Consider the following 17,358-nt stretch of genomic DNA (forward strand, 5'->3'; position numbering starts at 1 on the left):
GAAGTAAAACTTGAAAAGTTAATTAAAGAACCGCAAGTAAAAGTAGAAAAAGAATTACCGAAAACAGGGGCAGCACATTCATGGATGATGTCAGTTGGTGCGGGAATTTCATTCTTAGTTGGCGGAGTATTATTCGTATTAGGTAGAAGAAGAAAACAATAATTTTTTTAGACGAAAAGCACAATGAGTTCGATAGTTTATCGAACTCATTGTGCTTTCGTGGTAAATAAAAGCTCCTTCCACTTATGGAAGGAGCTTTTATTTTTTTTATATTAAAACATACTTGAGCTATGCATCGGTTGAAGTTTTGCATTTGGATCGAAGTAAGCTTTTGCATTGTTTACTGCTGTCGGTGCTTCGCCAAAGCCGCAAGCAATGAGTTTTACTTTTCCTTCATATGTACAAATGTCACCAGCAGCGTAAATGCCAGGAATATTTGTTTCCATTTTTGAATTTACAAGGATGCTATTTTTTTGTATATCTAAGCCCCAGTTTTTAATTGGACCAAGAGAGGAAACGAAGCCGTAGTTTACAATTACGTCGTCAACATCGATGATAACCTTTTCTTCAGTTTTTACGTGCTGAAGAACAACTTGTTCAATTTTGTCATCACCAATGAGTTCAACTGGAACATACGGTGTACTTACTTCTGCACGAGAATTCATTAAGTTTTCGACGCTATGTTCATGTGCGCGGAATTTATCACGGCGATGAACGATTGTAACTTTGTCAGCAATCGGTTCTAACATCATCGTCCAGTCTACTGCTGAGTCGCCACCGCCAAATACTACGACGCGCTTGCCAGCAAATTTATTCATATCATCAACGAAATAATGTAAGTTTTTCTTTTCGTATTTTGCTGTACCTTCTAATTCTAAGCGGCGTGGTTGGAAAGCACCATTGCCGGCAGTAATAATGACTGATTTAGAATAGTGAGTTTGTTTATTCGTAACCAGTTTAAATACACCATCAGCTTGTTTTTCAAGCGTATCAACAGCTTCTTCTAAGCAAATGGTTGGATCAAATTTCTTCATTTGCTCTTTTAAGTTATCAACTAATTCTTGTGCGCGCACTTTTGGAAATCCAGCTACATCATAAATGTATTTTTCAGGGTAGAGTGCGGATAATTGTCCTCCAAGTTGAGGTAAGCTTTCAATGATTTTTACACTTGCTTGTCTCATCCCGCCATAAAATGCTGTGAACAGTCCCGTTGGACCACCACCAATAATTGTTATGTCGTAAACTTTTTGATTTTCTGCCACTTTCATTCCCCCTATAGATGGAATTTTGATATTGATTTCATATATTGTTCATATGTACACGAAAATCCTGCAAATGATGACACTTTCAAATAAATGATAGCATATTTGAGTTCATAATACTCCTGAAAACGACTGAATTGTGTGTAAGTTTTCGCGTAGGTTCTTTTTTATTGTATAAAATATACAGAAAGGAAAATACATGAAAAAAAGGCTGAAAAACCCTTGAAAACGCTATGTTATTTTAAAATATTGATAATTCTCCAGACGCTTGAATTCTGGAATAAAACCGACTAATATAGGGAAGTATTATGTTAAATTTCTATGACAAAATTCGTACGATTTTTTGACTGCGTTTTGTTATGATATAGAATGTGATAAATTCCACATTCTTGACAAATAGAGTTTTTAGTACTTGGTATTATTTCTCATTACTATTATATAAAGAAAAGGGTTGTGATTTGGTGAAGACTCCAAAAATCGTAGTTTTAGGTGCAGGTTATGGCGGGATGATTACGACTGTTCGTCTGCAAAAAGCATTATCTGTAAATGAAGCTGAAATTACGTTAGTAAACAACAACAGCTATCACTATCAAGCGACTTGGTTACACGAGAGCGCAGCTGGTACATTACAAGATGAAAAAATCTGTCTAGATATTCAAGACGTTATTGATACAAATAAAGTGAACTTTGTACAAGACACAGTAGTAGAAATTAAAGCTGCTGAAAAACGCATTATCTTAAAAGACGGCGAGTTAGAGTATGACTACTTAGTAATCGGTCTTGGTTTCGAATCAGAAACATTCGGAATTACAGGATTAAAAGAGCATGCATTCTCAATCGCTAACATTAATGCAACTCGTGAAATTCGTGAGCATATGGAAGCTAGTTTCGCTAAATATGCAGATGAGAAGCGCGATGAGTTAGTAACAATCGTTGTTGGTGGTGCTGGATTTACTGGTATCGAGTACGTAGGTGAGCTTGCAAATCGTGTTCCTGAACTTTGCAAACAGTACAATGTACCACGTGAAAAAGCACGTATCATCTGTGTAGAAGCTGCTCCAACAGCACTTCCAGGTTTCGATCCAGCATTAGTAGAATATGCTGTAAAACAACTTGAGAAAAAAGGTGTAGAATTCCGCATCGGTACAGCAATTAAAGAAGCAACTGAAGAAGGTATTATCGTTGCAAATGGCGATGATACTGAATTAATTAAGTCTGAAACAGTAGTTTGGGCTGCAGGTGTTCGTGGTAATGGTATTGTGGAAGAGTCTGGTTTTGAAGCAATGCGCGGACGTGTAAAAGTTGATGAGTACATGCACGCTCCAGGATACGAAGAGGTATTCATGGTTGGTGATGCAGCGTTAATCATTAACGAAGAAATTAACCGTCCTTATCCACCAACAGCACAAATTGCAATTCAACAAGGTTACAACATTGCACACAACTTAACTGTATTAGTTCGTGGCAAGGGCGAAATGAAAAAATTCGCATTCGATAATAAAGGATCTGTATGTTCTTTAGGTCATGACGATGCAATGGGCGTTGTTATGGGTAAAAAGTTAACAGGTTGGAAAGCTTCTTTCATGAAGAAAGTAATCGATAACCGCTACCTATTCTTATTAGGTGGACCTTTATTAGTTCTTAAAAAAGGTAAATTAAAGTTCTTTTAATATATAGTAGAAAAAGCAGAAACGGCTAAGCGCTGTTTCTGCTTTTTTTATGTAATATATGTTTTCGATATAGCGATACGAAGATGGGGAAATGTTTTTTTGAACATTACCGTATCATGAAATGAATGAATCCAATGTTTTATTTTCTTCATAATTACATTCCTGCATCTTGATATTTTTTTGTTAACAGTGTATCGACAAAATGGATTTTTTCACTTTTTGAAAAAAGGAAATTTCACAGCGAATTAAAAAGTATAGTATAATATATAGAAAAGAAAGAATATTCTGTCCGTTCGGATGGAGGAGGATGCATCATGGGGAAGCGCGGGAAAGTATGGTTAGCTGTTAGTGGCCTAGTAGCTACAAAAGATGGCAGGTGGCTATTCGTTAAGAAGAAATACAGTGGATTAAAAGGGAAATGGTCTTTACCGGCTGGTTTTGTAAATGAAGGTGAGACAGTTGATGAAGCTGTGAAACGCGAAGTGTTAGAAGAGACAGGCATTGTCGCTCATGTGAAGGGGATCATTGGTGTTCGATCGGGTGTTATTCGTGATGAAATTAGTGATAATATGATTATTTTCCTTTTGGAGCCTGAAGGAGAAAATATTATTGTACAGGAGAAAGAATTGTCTGAAGTGGCGTTCTTACATCCAGATAAGATTGCGGACGATCCGAATACGTCTGTACTTATTAAATATTTGTTAGAAGGAAGATCAGAACTACATCTTGAAGTGGACAAAACATTAAATCCAGGAGAACCATTTGGTTATACAGCCTATCACGTATTTACGGCACGTGCGAAGGAGAGGGAAAAAGAGTGAGTATACCGGTACTACTTATTTCAATGATGTTATTCTTTATTTTGTTCTTTGGAATTGGATTTTTACTCAACATGATTTTGCGGGCTACATGGGTAATGGTTATTGTGTATCCGATTGTTTGTATGCTTATTATTAATAAAGCGAGTATGTGGGATTATTTTTCAAAGCCGAAAGAAACATTTTCTTCATTTGGGACAAGTGTATCGCACTTAGGACAAGCAGACATGTTTATTCTATCTACTGGATTAGTAGGGGCTGCTTTAGCAGGAGTTGTGATCAAGAAACTTCGGAAAAGCGGATATCAAATGTTTTAATCTCCAACTAAGTTGGAGATTATTTTTTTGCATATTCCTTCATCGTATAGGGAATGATTAACGATGAAGGAGTGTGGAATATAAAAATGTTAAAACGATATTGTATTCGCATTATGATGACTTGTTTACTTGCATTTGCATTATGCGTAACATGGAAGGCTTTCACAGGAGTTTCTTTATTAGAGATTGTAAAGACATATGAAGGAATGAGTGCAAAAGAAGTACATGCAGCAGAAGTTAAGAGAGATGTTGCTCCGAGTAAAGAAGTGATAAATGCTTTAGAGCAGGCAAACGACTGGTCTAAATATCGTTCAATTGAAATGACTGCAACAGGTTATACATCGGGGATTGAGTCAACAGGTAAGAGGCCAGGGCATCCAGAGTATGGTATTACATATTCAGGTGTTAAAGTGAAAAGGGATTTATATTCCACAATTGCTGCGGACTTACACGTATTCCCGATTGGAACGATTCTCTTCGTGCCAGGTTATGGGTATGGTGTAGTAGCTGATAAAGGCGGAGCAATAAAAGGAAACCGTCTTGATTTATATTATGATACGGTGAAAGATGTTTATAGCCAATGGGGTAAGAAAAAAGTAAATGTGTATGTAGTAAAAGTAGGAAATGGTAAGTTTACAGAAGAAGAGTTAACGATGTTAAATCAAGACGAAACGATGCAAGTGTTTCGTGGTCAATATTTAAAACAAAGATAGTCTAGTCGTAATTACGCTAGACTTTTTTTCTTGGTTTATTTCATAATAGAGGAGATTTTACACGTCATATAACTGTAGTTAGAATTGTCGCATTTTATCGAAAATAAAGTTATAATGGTGGTAGAGAAATTTAGGGGGTCTGAACATGTTTCAAGTACAAAAAGAATTAGCAAGTCATGAAGCAGTAATTGTCGCTTTATTTGAAGAAGAGAAAATGAGTAGTTTTGTACAAGAACTGGACAAAGCGTTTGAAGGACAATTACAAGTTTTACTAGAAGAGAAAGAATTATCTACGAAGAAAAAGGCCATTTCGAAAGTACATAGCTTAGGAAAAACAAATGTGAAACGTTATTACTTTGTTGGTTTAGGCAAGAAAGAGTCTTATACGACAGAAACGTTACGTGCGGCTCTTGGAAAAGCGTTTAAAACATTACAAGCAGCAAAAGTACAAGATGCAGCAATCTTACTTGATTCTTTCGTAACAGAGAAATTAGACGCGATTGATGTCGCTCATATTGCAGCAGAGGTACAAGGTCTTGGTACATATGAGTTACAAACGTATAAATCAGATAAAAAGGATCGTGTAGAGTTAGAGAAGTTCACGGCTATTACAGCGGAAGATGCACAAGAAATTGAAGCCGCATTAACAGTTGGCTACGTACATGGACGTGCAACAAATTCAGCTCGTACACTTGTAAATATGCCGCCAAACGTATTAACAGCGACGAAGCTTGCTGAGTATGCTGTTGAGTTAGCGGAGAAGTATGATATGGACTATAAAGTTCTTGAGAAAGAAGAGATGGAAGATCTTGGTATGGGTGCGTTCCTTGCAGTAAACCAAGGTAGTGTAGAGCCACCAAAAATGATTGCTCTTATTTATAAAGGAAAAGAAGAGTGGACAGATGTCATTGGATTCGTTGGAAAAGGTATTACATACGATACAGGTGGTTATTCTTTAAAACCACGTGAAGGCATGGTTGGTATGAAAGGTGATATGGGCGGTGCAGCTGCTGTATTAGGTGCGATGGAAATTATCGGAGAACTGCGCCCAGAACAAAATGTGATCGCTGTTATTCCTTCAACTGATAACGTTGTAAGTGGTACGGCATTTAAGCCAGACGATGTAATCACATCTATGAGTGGAAAAACAATTGAAGTGTTAAATACGGATGCAGAAGGTCGTCTAGCTTTAGCTGATGGTATTACGTATGCGAAAAAACTTGGTGCGAACTACCTTGTTGATGTTGCAACATTAACAGGCGGTGTAATTGTTGCACTTGGAAACAATACGACAGGCGCAATGACAAATAATGAAGAGTTATTTGAGCAAGTGCTAGAGGCTTCTATGGAAACAGATGAACCAATTTGGCAACTACCGATTTTTGATCGCGATAAAGAACGTGTGAGAAACAGTAAGTTTGCTGATTTAAATAACTCACCAGGCCGTGAAGGACATGCGGTTATGGCAGGTACATTCCTAGGCGAATTCGCTGAAGATACACCGTGGGTACACTTAGATATCGCTGGAACATCAGAAACAAAAGGCGCGCACGACTTAGGTCCAGCTGGAGCAACTGGTGCAATGGTACGCACACTTGCAACACTTGTGGAGCGTTTCGGAGAAGAATAAGAGTATAAGTGAAGACTGTTCCAATATTTTGGAACAGTCTTCTTTTTTATAGGTTTGTTTATCCTGCTATTTTTCGGGCTGTAAGACCCACACCTCAAAATTCAGTGGAAGCAAAGAAGTGAGGTGGGGTTGCCCGTAAACGCTCGATTGGTGAGGGCTGATTAAAGTTTCACTTTATAAAGAAATCGTATACAAAATCCCATTTAAAGCAAAAGAAGTACGGCCCGTTTCTTCAGAGACAACTAATATAAGTGCATCACTCTTTTCTGATAAGCCTATTGCAGCTCTGTGACGTGTTCCTAGCTCAGGATCAACTTCTGTACTTTTTGTTAAAGGAAGAATATTAGCAGCTGAGACTATATGATTATTTTTTACGAGAACGGCACCGTCATGAAGAGGGTTACCTGGGTAAAATATTGATTCGAGTAATGGCGCAGTTAAATGAGCGTTTAATGTCGTTCCAGTTTGAATGAAAGCTTCAAGCGTCTCATTTCGTTCCACAACGATAAGAGCACCATGTTTTCTAGCGCTTAAATGTTGGATAGCTGTCGTAATAAAAGATGAACTTTCCGTATAAGGTGATAAATATGCCTGAATATAGTATGTAGCTGCCAATGTTTGCACATTTGCTAACATATGATGAATATCTTCCATTTTGCATAAAATACATTCGTCTTCTTTATCGATTGCGTTCCTCATAATCGATAGTTCTTTCTCAGCAATTTCAATCATTTGCTTTGTTTGTATTTTGAGCTCTTCTGACAAGCCCCATTCGTGCATAATCCTCATTCCCTTTAGTGGAGTATTTAACCATAGTGTATACAAATATTCCTAGTAAAATCCTGCTAGATTTTATAAAATATTGAGATACAGCATGTTTTTTTCATATAATAAAGGTATGACGAGCGAGAGGAGAGAGAAGAATGAATTGGAAACAAGAATTTGATCGCTGGCTTTCTTACGCGCAATTAGATGCAGAATTAAAAGAACAGCTAGAAAACATGAAGCAAGATGAGAAGAAAATCGAGGATAGCTTTTATAAAAATCTAGAGTTTGGCACAGGTGGTATGCGTGGTGAACTTGGTGCTGGTACGAACCGCTTAAACGTATATACAGTTCGTAAAGCAACAAAAGGATTAGCAAGCTTTATTGAAAAGTTAGGTGAGGAAGCGAAAAAACGAGGTGTTGTTGTAGCCTATGATTCTCGACATAAATCACCTGAGTTCGCAATGGAAGTCGCTGCTACACTTGGTGCACGTGGTATCACAACATATGTGTTTGAAAGCTTACGTCCAACGCCAGTGCTTTCTTTCGCAGTTCGTCATTTACATACAGTAAGTGGAATCGTTCTTACGGCAAGCCATAATCCGCCTGAATATAACGGATATAAAGTATACGGTGAAGATGGTGGACAGTTGCCTCCAAAAGAGGCAGATGAGTTAATTAGCTACGTAAACGCAGTAGAAGATGAATTAACAGTTGAAGTCGCTGATGTAGAGCAATTAAAAGCTGACGGTTTATTACATATTATTGGACAAGAAGTAGATGATGCATATGCTGCAGAATTGAACAATGTCATCATTAATAAAGAAATGGTACAAAAGGTTGGTAAAGACTTAAAAATCGTCTTTACATCATTACACGGAACATCAAATATTTCTGTACGCCGTGGTTTAAAAGAAGTTGGATTTACAGATGTAACAGTTGTAAAAGAGCAAGAGTTACCAGATCCAAACTTCTCTACAGTAAAATCACCGAACCCAGAAGAGCACGCAGCGTTTGAGTATGCAATTCGTGACGGTGAAAAGGTAGGCGCAGATGTATTAATCGCAACTGATCCTGACGCAGATCGCCTAGGTGTAGCAGTTCGTAATCATAATGGTGAGTTCCAAGTATTAACTGGTAACCAAACAGGTGCTTTAATGCTTGATTACTTACTGTCTCAAAAGAAAGAAAACGGAACACTTCCAGAGAACGGTGTCGTATTAAAAACAATCGTAACGTCTGAAATTGGCCGTACAATTGCAAAAGCATACGGTTTAGATACAGTTGATACGTTAACTGGATTTAAATTTATCGGTGAGAAAATTAGACAGTATGAAGAAAGCGGACAATACGAATTCCAATTCGGTTATGAGGAAAGCTATGGTTATTTAATCCGTCCATTCTGCCGTGATAAAGATGCAGTACAATCTGTCCTATTTGCATGTGAAGTAGCTGCATACTACAAATCACAAGGGAAAACGTTATATGATGGTCTATTAGAAGTATTTGAGAAGTATGGTTTCTTCCGTGAAGACCTTGTATCGTTAACGTTAAAAGGAAAAGATGGAGCGGAACAAATCCAAGAGATGATGGCGACGTTCCGTGAGAATCCTCCGAAAGAAGTAGCGGGCTTAACAGTCGTAGCAGTGGAGGACTATAAAGCAAGTATCGTTACATCTTTACAAGATGGACATAAAGAAGAGATTCACTTACCGAAATCAAATGTGTTAAAATATCAATTAGAAGATGGTTCATGGTTCTGCCTACGTCCATCTGGAACTGAACCGAAGATTAAGTTCTACTTCGGTGTACAAGATAGTTCTTTACAAAATAGTGAACAAAAGTTACTTACTATTAAAGAAGACATTATGAATCGTTTATAATACAAAGTAATTTTAAGTAGTAAGGAACAAAAGGGAGCGAAATCTCCCTTTTGTTTTATGTAGGAAATAATTGCTATTAATTCCGACAGGAGAGAGGGTATTTTGTGATGAAAAAAGTAAGAAAAGCGATAATCCCAGCAGCTGGATTAGGAACACGTTTTTTACCAGCAACGAAAGCAATGCCGAAAGAAATGTTACCAATAGTAGATAAACCAACGATCCAGTACATTGTAGAAGAAGCAGTGAAATCGGGCATCGAAGATATTATTATCGTTACTGGTAAAACGAAGCGTTCTATCGAAGATCATTTCGATAACGCATTTGAACTAGAGCAAAACTTATTAGAGAAGAAAAAATATGAGTTGCTTGAAAAAGTACAAGCTTCTTCAAAAATGGTAGATATTCATTATATCCGTCAAAAAGAGCCGAAGGGGCTAGGGCATGCTGTTTGGTGCGCACGTAAATTCATTGGTGATGAGCCGTTTGCAGTGTTACTAGGTGATGATATTGTCCAAGCTGAGAAACCATGTTTACGTCAATTAATGGATGAGTATGAAAAAACACTTTCTTCTGTTATTGGTGTACAAACTGTTCCAGAAACAGAAACACACCGTTACGGAATTATCGATCCATTAGAACAAGAAGGTCGTCGTTACCAAGTTCGCAATTTCGTTGAGAAACCAGCACAAGGTACAGCACCTTCAAACTTAGCGATTATGGGCCGTTACATTTTAACGCCTGAAATCTTTATGTTCTTAGAACAGCAACATGTCGGTGCTGGCGGTGAAATTCAGTTAACAGATGCAATCCAAAGCTTAAATGAAATTCAACGTGTATTTGCTTACGATTTCGAAGGAAAGCGCTACGACGTAGGTGAAAAGCTAGGATTTGTTCAAACGACAATTGAAATGGCCCTGCAACACCCAGAATTACGTGATGACATGGTTGCAATGATGAAGAAAATTTTAGAAGAACAATCGAATCAAGAGTCTTAATATAAAAAAAGAGTTATTGCAGCAAGCTGCAATAACTCTTTTTTTATTATGAAATCGTCGAATGAGAATGCTGATAAGCAGAACGACGCACAGCATAGTATATGCGAGGTGCGATAATAGCACCGATAATTGTAAATGCAATATCTTTTACTGCGAACCACATCATAATCATCCAAGCAGCTTTATAACTCATATTACCGCCCATAAAGAGATTGACTGCCCCGTACATGTAAGTAGTACCGATTATATAAGTTAAAATAATTCCTGTGAAAGAGGCAATTGCAAATGTAATGAATGTTGGTCTTTCTTTTTGTTCTACTAATTTTCCTGATACGTAAGCAACGATAATAAATGCGATAATAAAACCACCAGTAGGATCTAAAAGTGCTCCAAATCCAGCTTTGAAGTTAGCGAAGATTGGTGCGCCTGCTACGCCAACGAGCATATAAACAGCCATGGATAAAGCACCAAGTCTACTTCCAAGAAGAAGACCTGCTAAAATTGCGAAAAATGGTTGCATAGATAATGGGATGCCCGCTACTTGAAGGAATGGTGCCCAAGATACAATATTTGCACCGATGGCCATAAGAGCAACGAACATGGCAGCTAATGCTAAATCTAAAACATGTAATCTTCTCATAATGTTAACCTCCTGTTGTTTTTAGGTTAACATTATCGTAGCGAAAATATTTACTTGTTGTCAATCAAAATATTTTGATAAGAAGGCTTTAAATAGTCCCTTAGCAACGTATATGGAATACGGAATTGCGGAATTCCACTTGAATACGGAGCAATCTCATATAAAGGGAAATAAATGACGAGATTGTCTGGCTCTAAAAAGAAGTGAAACTTTTTCATACTCATTACCTTTTCAGTCGCATCAGGAAAATAAATACTTTCATTTTGTTTAATTTGTCTTACAATCTCTGCACGGATTACATCTTTATATTTATCTTTTTGTTGAAATAAATCGTCTAAGTGCAGTAGCTTTTTTTCGTTTAAATCAAATGTATTTGCCTTCCACGTATAAAGACCGTGTGCTCCGCCAGTATATTGATAGTAATTCACATATAGGCTAAGAAAAGGTGGTTTGTTTAAAGAGACTTTATAATCACCATTAGCTACGTACGGGTGAAATGGTGTACTAGATCCTTCTGTTTCTTTATAATATTTTTTTGCTTCTTTTTCTAATTTGTTTTTAAATTTTTCAGTGGATTTTTTGTAGTATAAATTGAGCTTATTTTGAAATGTAGAGTCAGAAAAGTTGTGAAAAGAAGGCCTGTTTATTTGATATTCTATATAAGGTTTCTTACCTTTTTGCGTTACAGTCTTAACATCGATTGTCAGGTTAGATGCTTTGGCTGTTATTGCACAATTTGGTACAATAGTCAGCAGGGAGAACATAAGCAGTAATATACAAAATTTCTGTTTCATTTAGGTGAAGCCTCCTTATATAAGTGTTATAAGTAGTTTGAAAATAAATAGGTAAAATTATACATTTAATTAAAACAAGAGAAGGAGGAAGCGATATGGCAAAAACTTTAATGGATTCACTTGGAATTGAGTTGTTAGAGATGACAGAAGATAAGGTGGTTGCTACGATGCCTGTTGATGAGCGTACGCATCAGCCATTTGGATTTTTACATGGCGGTGCATCGGTTGCATTAGCGGAAACAGTGGCAAGTGTTGGTTCATACAATTTAATTGATCAAGAAAAATGTATTTGTTTCGGATTAGAAATTAATGCAAACCACATTCGATCAAAGAAAGATGGAATTGTAACAGCGATTGGAACACCAATACATAGAGGACAATCGACAATGGTTTGGGATATTCGCATTATTGATGAAAATGATGATTTACTATGTATATCAAGATGTACAGTAGCAATTAAAGAAAAACGTGAAAAGTAAAAAAGAGGCGCTCTTATGAGCAGCCTCTTTTTTTATAATTAGAACTGGATTTTCTTCTCTAAGAAACCTTTTAGTTCGCTAATTGGCATACGAACTTGTTCCATTGTGTCACGGTCACGTACTGTAACAGCTTTGTCTTCAACTGAGTCGAAGTCGTATGTGATACAGAATGGTGTACCGATTTCGTCTTGACGACGGTAACGTTTACCGATAGAACCAGTTTCATCAAAGTCTACCATGAAGTCTTTAGCTAATTCTGCGAATACTTCAGTAGCACCTTCAGATAGCTTTTTAGATAATGGTAAGATAGCTGCTTTGTATGGTGCTAAAGCAGGGTGGAAACGAAGAACTGTACGAGAATCGTTTTCTAATTGCTCTTCTTCATATGCATCACATAAGAATGCTAATGTTACGCGGTCTGCGCCTAAAGATGGCTCGATGCAGTATGGTACGTAACGCTCATTCGTTTGTGGATCGATATAGTTAAAGTCTTCGTTTGAGTGTTCCATGTGACGTTTTAAGTCGAAGTCTGTACGAGATGCAACGCCCCAAAGTTCGCCCCAACCGAATGGGAATTTGAATTCGATGTCAGTTGTTGCGTTACTGTAGTGAGATAACTCTTCTTCGCCGTGGTCACGAAGACGCATGCTCTCTTCAGTCATACCAAGTGAAAGTAACCAGTTTTTACAAGTTTCACGCCAGAATGCGAACCACTCTAAATCTTCACCAGGCTTACAGAAGAATTCAAGTTCCATTTGTTCGAATTCGCGTGTACGGAATGTGAAGTTACCAGGCGTGATTTCGTTACGGAAACTCTTACCGATTTGGCCAATACCAAATGGAAGCTTTTTACGCATAGAACGTTGAACGTTTTTGAAGTTTACGAAAATACCTTGTGCTGTTTCAGGACGAAGGAAGATTTCGTTTGTGCTAGACTCTGTAACACCTTGGAATGTTTTGAACATTAAGTTGAACTGACGAATTTCAGTGAATTCTCCACTACCGCAATCAGGACATTTTACTTCATGTTCTTTCATTAAGTCAGCCATTTGGTCGAAAGTAAGACCGTCAACAACCATTTCGATGCCTTTTGCATCTAAAGCATCCTCAATTAATTTGTCAGCACGGTGACGAGCTTTACATTTTTTACAGTCGATCATTGGATCGTTGAAGTTACCAACGTGACCAGAAGCGATCCAAGTTTTAGGGTTCATTAAAATAGCTGCGTCTAAACCAACGTTGTATGGAGATTCTTGAATGAATTTTTTCCACCAAGCTTTTTTAACGTTATTTTTTAATTCGATTCCAAGTGGACCGTAATCCCAAGTGTTTGCAAGACCACCGTAAATTTCAGAACCAGGGAAAACAAAACCGCGATGTTTCGCTAAGTTTACAACTTGTTCCATTGAATACATAAGAAAATCCTCCTTTTGAAAGTTAACGTATTGGCGATGACATACTCTGGTACTTTGGAAATGAGCAGTATATGCTAAAAAGAACATAAAAAAACGCTCATCCCAAGGCTTATTTGCCTAGGGACGAGCGTTTGCCCGCGGTTCCACCCTAGTTGATACACAAAAGGTGCATCCACTTTATCATGTATTGCTCGGGACTGCCGTTTCCTTGCGGCTTCAGGCTTTCACTATCCCTGAATCGCTTTTTATGCAAGTACTTATAAGTCCGTCATCGCTACTTATATTAGTAATAATGAACATATTCTAACACGTTCTTTTTTAAATCTCAATAGAGGAACGCGTCTATCTATGATAGAGTCTCGCCTATTTTTTCATTATTTATTCCGTAATTTTCTTTAATATGCTTAATTGCTTCACGCTTACTTAATGGAGCGAGCTCGTTGTTTTGCACGTATTCCCAAACTACATCCGGATTTGTTTTTGCATATTCACGAAGGACCCAGCCAATCGCTTTTTGAATGAAAAATTCTTTTGAAGAATGTAGTTGTCCAATAATCCAGAAAAGAAGTTCTTCATCCATCTTTTGTTTATATTTCAGTTGGAATAAAATAGCGGCGCGTTGTAACCATATGTTATCTGATGCAATCCATTTTGGAATATACGCAGAAATCAATTCTGGATGTTTTAAAAAGATAGTACCTAAGAATGTAGGGACGATGCTATCGACAGAGTCCCACCAAGATTTTGTGACAATAAGTTCTTCTAAGAAGGGGATATGAGTTTCATTTATATGCTTTTTATATTTTTGCATAATATCAAGTGCGGCCGCTTGGAATTCACGTTCTGGTAAGTCCCAAAGCTCACGTACGATAATTTGGAAGTCTTTTTTATCTGGGAGAGTATGTATTTGAATGACGTCTTTTAATAATTGGCGTCTTTCCGGTGTTTGAATACCTAGAAATGGGAAGTGATTTTTCATATAACGAGCCATAGGTTCTGCTTTTTCAGGATTTTGATGAGCTGTAAAATGCTCTTGTAATGCTTTTACAAATGGATGCATAAGTGTTTCTCCTCTCTTATTTTCTTTCTTCTCTTATTATACAAAGAGTTTGGATAAATTTTAAAACATAACTTGCAATGTAATGAAATATGTTGAAAGTAGAGAGGAGAGGATAAGATGGAGGATCAAGGCGTACTAGCAGGTTTCTTTGCTCTTAGTTTTGCGTTTATTCTTGTTATATTGATTTGGGCAATTATTTCATATTTGTTAACGGCTTTTGCACTTTATTCGATGGCGAAAAATGATGGTGCAACGGACGGGGTGCTTGCGTTTATTCCGTTTTTGAATAGTAAGACGTGGGGTGACTTAGCGAAAGATAAATTACCAGATTTTTTGAAAGAAGAAGCAGGGTGGAAAGTATTCGGTATATATGTTGCATGTTTCATTTTTAATTTCGTACCAATTATAAGTTTACTAGCAACAGCTGTATCGATTGTATTGTCCATTTATCTTATCTACGCTATTTTAGACAGATATGGAACGAACTCTATATTATTTACGATTATTCATGTAATCACATTTTCGGTGTTCTTACCGATTCATTTATTTATTATTCGAAATGAACCGGTGAGATATAAAGAGTAGATTTTTCGTTTTTGTTGATAAGTCGATATATTTTAGATATGAGTAAAAAAGCGCCCTGATTATCAGAGCGCTTTTTCTATTACATAAGGTAGCGTAAGTAAATATAAATGTGAGAAATGATTAATGAAACGATCATAATTGGGAAACCGACTTTTAGGAATTCCATGTAACTAAATTTATGTCCTTCGCGGCTCGCGATACCTGCAACGATTACGTTAGCAGAAGCTCCGATTAATGTTCCGTTTCCGCCGAGACAAGCACCTAGTGCTAATGCCCACCATAATACATCGATTTGTGCATCAGATGGTGATAAGCCTAGCCCAACTGCCATATCGTTAATAAGTGGAATCATTGTTGCGACGAATGGGATGTTATCAATTGTTGCAGAGGCGATACCAGATACCCATAAAATAAGGATGGATGCGTAAGAAATATCTCCGCCTGTAATACCAATTACTTTTTGAGCTAACATTTTGATAAGACCAATATCGATAAGTCCTCCAACAAGTACGAATAGCCCTGCGAAGAAGAAGATTGTTACCCACTCTACGCTTGCAAATACTTCTTCAATTTCATGCTCTTTCACACCAATTAACATAAGTACAGTAGCACCAGTTAAGGCAATGATAGCCGCATCAATATGGAAAATAGAATGAGTCATGAAACCTACAATTGTAAGTCCAAGCACTGTTAAAGATTTTTTCATTAATACTGGATCTTTAATGTATTGTTTTTCATCTAAGCTCATTAATTTTTTAACTTGTACAGGATCGGCAATTAATTGTTTACGGTACATGAAGTAAAGTATTGTTGCTGTAACTCCAATAATAATAATTACGATTGGTGCTAGATTCAATAGGAAAGCATTGAAGTCTAAATGCTTATTGGCAGAACCAATCATAATGTTAGGTGGATCACCAATTAATGTTGCTGTTCCCCCAATGTTTGAAAAAATAATTTCAGAAAGTAAATATGGAACAGGATTTACTTGCAGTATGCGCGTAATAGATAAAGTAACTGGAACAACAAGAAGTACAGTTGTAACGTTATCTAAAAATGCGGAGCCAAGCGCGGTAAGTAGGGAAAGGGAAATTAAAATTTTAATTGGATTTCCTTGTGCCCCTTTTGCTGCTTTAATGGCAACGTATTGGAAAACACCTGATTTACTCGTAATGTTCACCAAAATCATCATACCGATGAGTAGCGTAATCGTTCCCCATTCAATATGTTTCGTAAAGGCGTTATGTAAATCGACGACCCCCACAATTACCATGAATGCTGCACCAAGAAGTGCGATGACAGCGCGATTAATTTTTTCAGAAATAATAATGGCATATGTAATTAAAAAGACTGCGATAGCAAAATAATACTGCCAGTTAGCGAGTTCTTGCGTTGTTTCGTGCAAAAATCTCATCTCCTTTCATTCGTTTTTCTTAGTGTGTCAAATATTAACTAGATGAAACACACATAACGTCATTATAAAGTAGAAAAACTGCGGATGTAAATGAAAGGAGGGATTTTGTCATATTTTCTGCATAGGTCATTTTTTCTTATTTTTTAAAATATTTGTGGGCATTTGACATATATATAAGATACATCCAATCTGAATATTTAAAATGGAATTAGCATTCGAGCTTGTTCGTGTAGGAGTGTCAAATAGAAAGGAATGACAAAAATGATAAGGAAGGGATCGTATGGATGAACAACGATTTTTATTTTTAGACTTTGAGTTTACGATGCCCCAGCATAGAAAGAAACCGAAAGGATTTTTTCCGGAAATTATTGAGGTAGGACTCGTTTCAGTTGCTGGCTGTAAGGTGGAAGATACGTATTCATCACATGTCAGGCCGAAAACATTTCCCTCTTTAACGGATCGATGTAAGAAGTTTTTAGGAATAAAACAAGAAGTCGTGGATAAAGGGATTTCATTTCCTGAACTCGTTAAGAAGCTTGCAGAATACGAAACGAAATGTAAACCGACAATTGTAACGTGGGGAAATATGGATATGAAAGTGCTGAAGCATAATTGTGAAATGGCAGGGATAGCTTTTCCATTCTTCGGACAGTGTCGTGATTTATCGCTTGAGTATAAAAAGTTTTTTGGAGAAAGAAATCAAACAGGATTATGGAAAGCAATTGAGGCGTACGGAAAAGTAGGGACAGGGAAGCATCATTGTGCGCTTGATGATGCGATGACGACGTACAATATTTTTAAACTAGTAGAAAAAGATAAAGAGTATTTAGTAAAACCAGCACCTCCAACATTAGGAGAACTCGTTGATTTTTCAAAAGTGTTAAAGAAAGTGAGCACACAGTAACGACCAAATTGCAC

The 17,358-nt window shown here is 37.1% G+C and carries 18 protein-coding genes; 11 read left to right on the forward strand and 7 right to left on the reverse strand.

Annotated features, from left to right (window positions below):
- Positions 1-162 (forward strand): LPXTG cell wall anchor domain-containing protein (locus tag MR170_RS32280; RefSeq protein ID WP_276575645.1); only part of this gene is annotated, 162 nt, incomplete at its 5' end.
- 110 nt (positions 163-272) lie between these two features.
- Here MR170_RS32280 and MR170_RS21100 read toward each other — a convergent pair.
- Positions 273-1,262: an NAD(P)/FAD-dependent oxidoreductase gene (locus tag MR170_RS21100; RefSeq protein WP_016079876.1), complete on the reverse strand. Its 990-nt coding sequence runs from the start codon at positions 1,260-1,262 to the stop codon at positions 273-275.
- A gap of 461 nt (positions 1,263-1,723) precedes the next feature.
- On the opposite strand from MR170_RS21100, the gene MR170_RS21105 reads away from it, so the two are divergent.
- The 5 genes from MR170_RS21105 to pepA all read left to right on the forward strand — a co-directional run bounded on the left by MR170_RS21105 (position 1,724) and on the right by pepA (position 6,410).
- Positions 1,724-2,932, forward strand: a complete 1,209-nt coding sequence (locus tag MR170_RS21105) for an NAD(P)/FAD-dependent oxidoreductase (protein WP_000856602.1) — start codon at positions 1,724-1,726, stop codon at positions 2,930-2,932.
- Between the two features lie 314 nt (positions 2,933-3,246).
- Positions 3,247-3,753, forward strand: a complete 507-nt coding sequence (locus MR170_RS21110; RefSeq protein WP_000517993.1) for an NUDIX hydrolase — start codon at positions 3,247-3,249, stop codon at positions 3,751-3,753.
- A complete protein-coding gene (locus MR170_RS21115; RefSeq protein ID WP_016079877.1) occupies positions 3,750-4,067 on the forward strand; it encodes a YuiB family protein in 318 nt (105 codons plus the stop codon). The genes MR170_RS21110 and MR170_RS21115 overlap by 4 nt, the downstream gene beginning before the upstream one ends.
- An 86-nt stretch (positions 4,068-4,153) precedes the next feature.
- On the forward strand, positions 4,154-4,780 hold the full coding sequence (locus tag MR170_RS21120; RefSeq protein ID WP_242309140.1) for a 3D domain-containing protein: 627 nt from the start codon (positions 4,154-4,156) through the stop codon (positions 4,778-4,780).
- Between the two features lie 145 nt (positions 4,781-4,925).
- Entirely contained in the window at positions 4,926-6,410 is a 1,485-nt protein-coding gene (gene pepA, locus MR170_RS21125; RefSeq protein ID WP_242309142.1) for a cytosol aminopeptidase, read from the forward strand.
- Positions 6,411-6,584: 174 nt separating this feature from the next.
- Here pepA and cdaS read toward each other — a convergent pair whose 3' ends face one another.
- Positions 6,585-7,190 carry a sporulation-specific diadenylate cyclase CdaS gene (cdaS, locus tag MR170_RS21130; protein WP_000545250.1) on the reverse strand — a complete coding sequence of 202 codons (606 nt, stop codon included), beginning with the start codon at positions 7,188-7,190 and terminating at the stop codon, positions 6,585-6,587.
- 143 nt (positions 7,191-7,333) lie between these two features.
- Between cdaS and MR170_RS21135 the strand changes: the two genes are divergently transcribed.
- The gene (locus MR170_RS21135; protein WP_242309144.1) at positions 7,334-9,058 is read left to right on the forward strand and encodes a phospho-sugar mutase; all 1,725 of its coding nucleotides are present in this window, start codon (positions 7,334-7,336) and stop codon (positions 9,056-9,058) included.
- Positions 9,059-9,165: 107 nt separating this feature from the next.
- Positions 9,166-10,053 carry a UTP--glucose-1-phosphate uridylyltransferase GalU gene (gene galU, locus MR170_RS21140; protein WP_016079882.1) on the forward strand — a complete coding sequence of 296 codons (888 nt, stop codon included), beginning with the start codon at positions 9,166-9,168 and terminating at the stop codon, positions 10,051-10,053.
- A 46-nt stretch (positions 10,054-10,099) separates the two neighbouring features.
- Here the strand turns inward: galU and MR170_RS21145 are convergent, their stop codons facing one another.
- Both MR170_RS21145 and MR170_RS21150 read right to left on the reverse strand, forming a co-directional pair.
- Positions 10,100-10,693: a biotin transporter BioY gene (locus MR170_RS21145; protein ID WP_029443502.1), complete on the reverse strand. Its 594-nt coding sequence runs from the start codon at positions 10,691-10,693 to the stop codon at positions 10,100-10,102.
- A gap of 50 nt (positions 10,694-10,743) precedes the next feature.
- Positions 10,744-11,487, reverse strand: coding sequence for a DUF3298 and DUF4163 domain-containing protein (locus MR170_RS21150; protein ID WP_242309146.1), 744 nt, complete (start codon positions 11,485-11,487; stop codon positions 10,744-10,746).
- A gap of 95 nt (positions 11,488-11,582) precedes the next feature.
- Between MR170_RS21150 and MR170_RS21155 the strand changes: the two genes are divergently transcribed.
- Positions 11,583-11,966: a hotdog fold thioesterase gene (locus tag MR170_RS21155; protein WP_016079885.1), complete on the forward strand. Its 384-nt coding sequence runs from the start codon at positions 11,583-11,585 to the stop codon at positions 11,964-11,966.
- 38 nt (positions 11,967-12,004) lie between these two features.
- On the opposite strand, the gene MR170_RS21160 is transcribed toward MR170_RS21155, so the two are convergent.
- Together MR170_RS21160 and MR170_RS21165 are read right to left on the reverse strand one after the other, a co-directional pair.
- Positions 12,005-13,381 carry a glycine--tRNA ligase gene (locus MR170_RS21160; RefSeq protein WP_242309148.1) on the reverse strand — a complete coding sequence of 459 codons (1,377 nt, stop codon included), beginning with the start codon at positions 13,379-13,381 and terminating at the stop codon, positions 12,005-12,007.
- Positions 13,382-13,727: 346 nt separating this feature from the next.
- Positions 13,728-14,441 carry a DNA alkylation repair protein gene (locus MR170_RS21165; RefSeq protein ID WP_016079886.1) on the reverse strand — a complete coding sequence of 238 codons (714 nt, stop codon included), beginning with the start codon at positions 14,439-14,441 and terminating at the stop codon, positions 13,728-13,730.
- A 117-nt stretch (positions 14,442-14,558) separates the two neighbouring features.
- Here MR170_RS21165 and MR170_RS21170 point away from each other — a divergent pair, with 117 nt between their 5' ends.
- Positions 14,559-15,026, forward strand: a complete 468-nt coding sequence (locus MR170_RS21170) for a hypothetical protein (protein ID WP_000390061.1) — start codon at positions 14,559-14,561, stop codon at positions 15,024-15,026.
- A 79-nt stretch (positions 15,027-15,105) separates the two neighbouring features.
- Here the strand turns inward: MR170_RS21170 and MR170_RS21175 are convergent, their stop codons facing one another.
- Complete coding sequence (locus tag MR170_RS21175; protein WP_000545210.1) at positions 15,106-16,431, reverse strand: ArsB/NhaD family transporter; 1,326 nt, start codon at positions 16,429-16,431, stop codon at positions 15,106-15,108.
- Positions 16,432-16,720: 289 nt separating this feature from the next.
- On the opposite strand from MR170_RS21175, the gene kapD reads away from it, so the two are divergent.
- Complete coding sequence (gene kapD, locus MR170_RS21180) at positions 16,721-17,344, forward strand: 3'-5' exonuclease KapD (protein ID WP_000344356.1); 624 nt, start codon at positions 16,721-16,723, stop codon at positions 17,342-17,344.
- The last annotated feature ends 14 nt before the right edge of the window (positions 17,345-17,358 follow it).

Source organism: Bacillus cereus group sp. BfR-BA-01524 (assembly GCF_022662595.1).
GTDB lineage: Bacteria > Bacillota > Bacilli > Bacillales > Bacillaceae_G > Bacillus_A > Bacillus_A thuringiensis_S.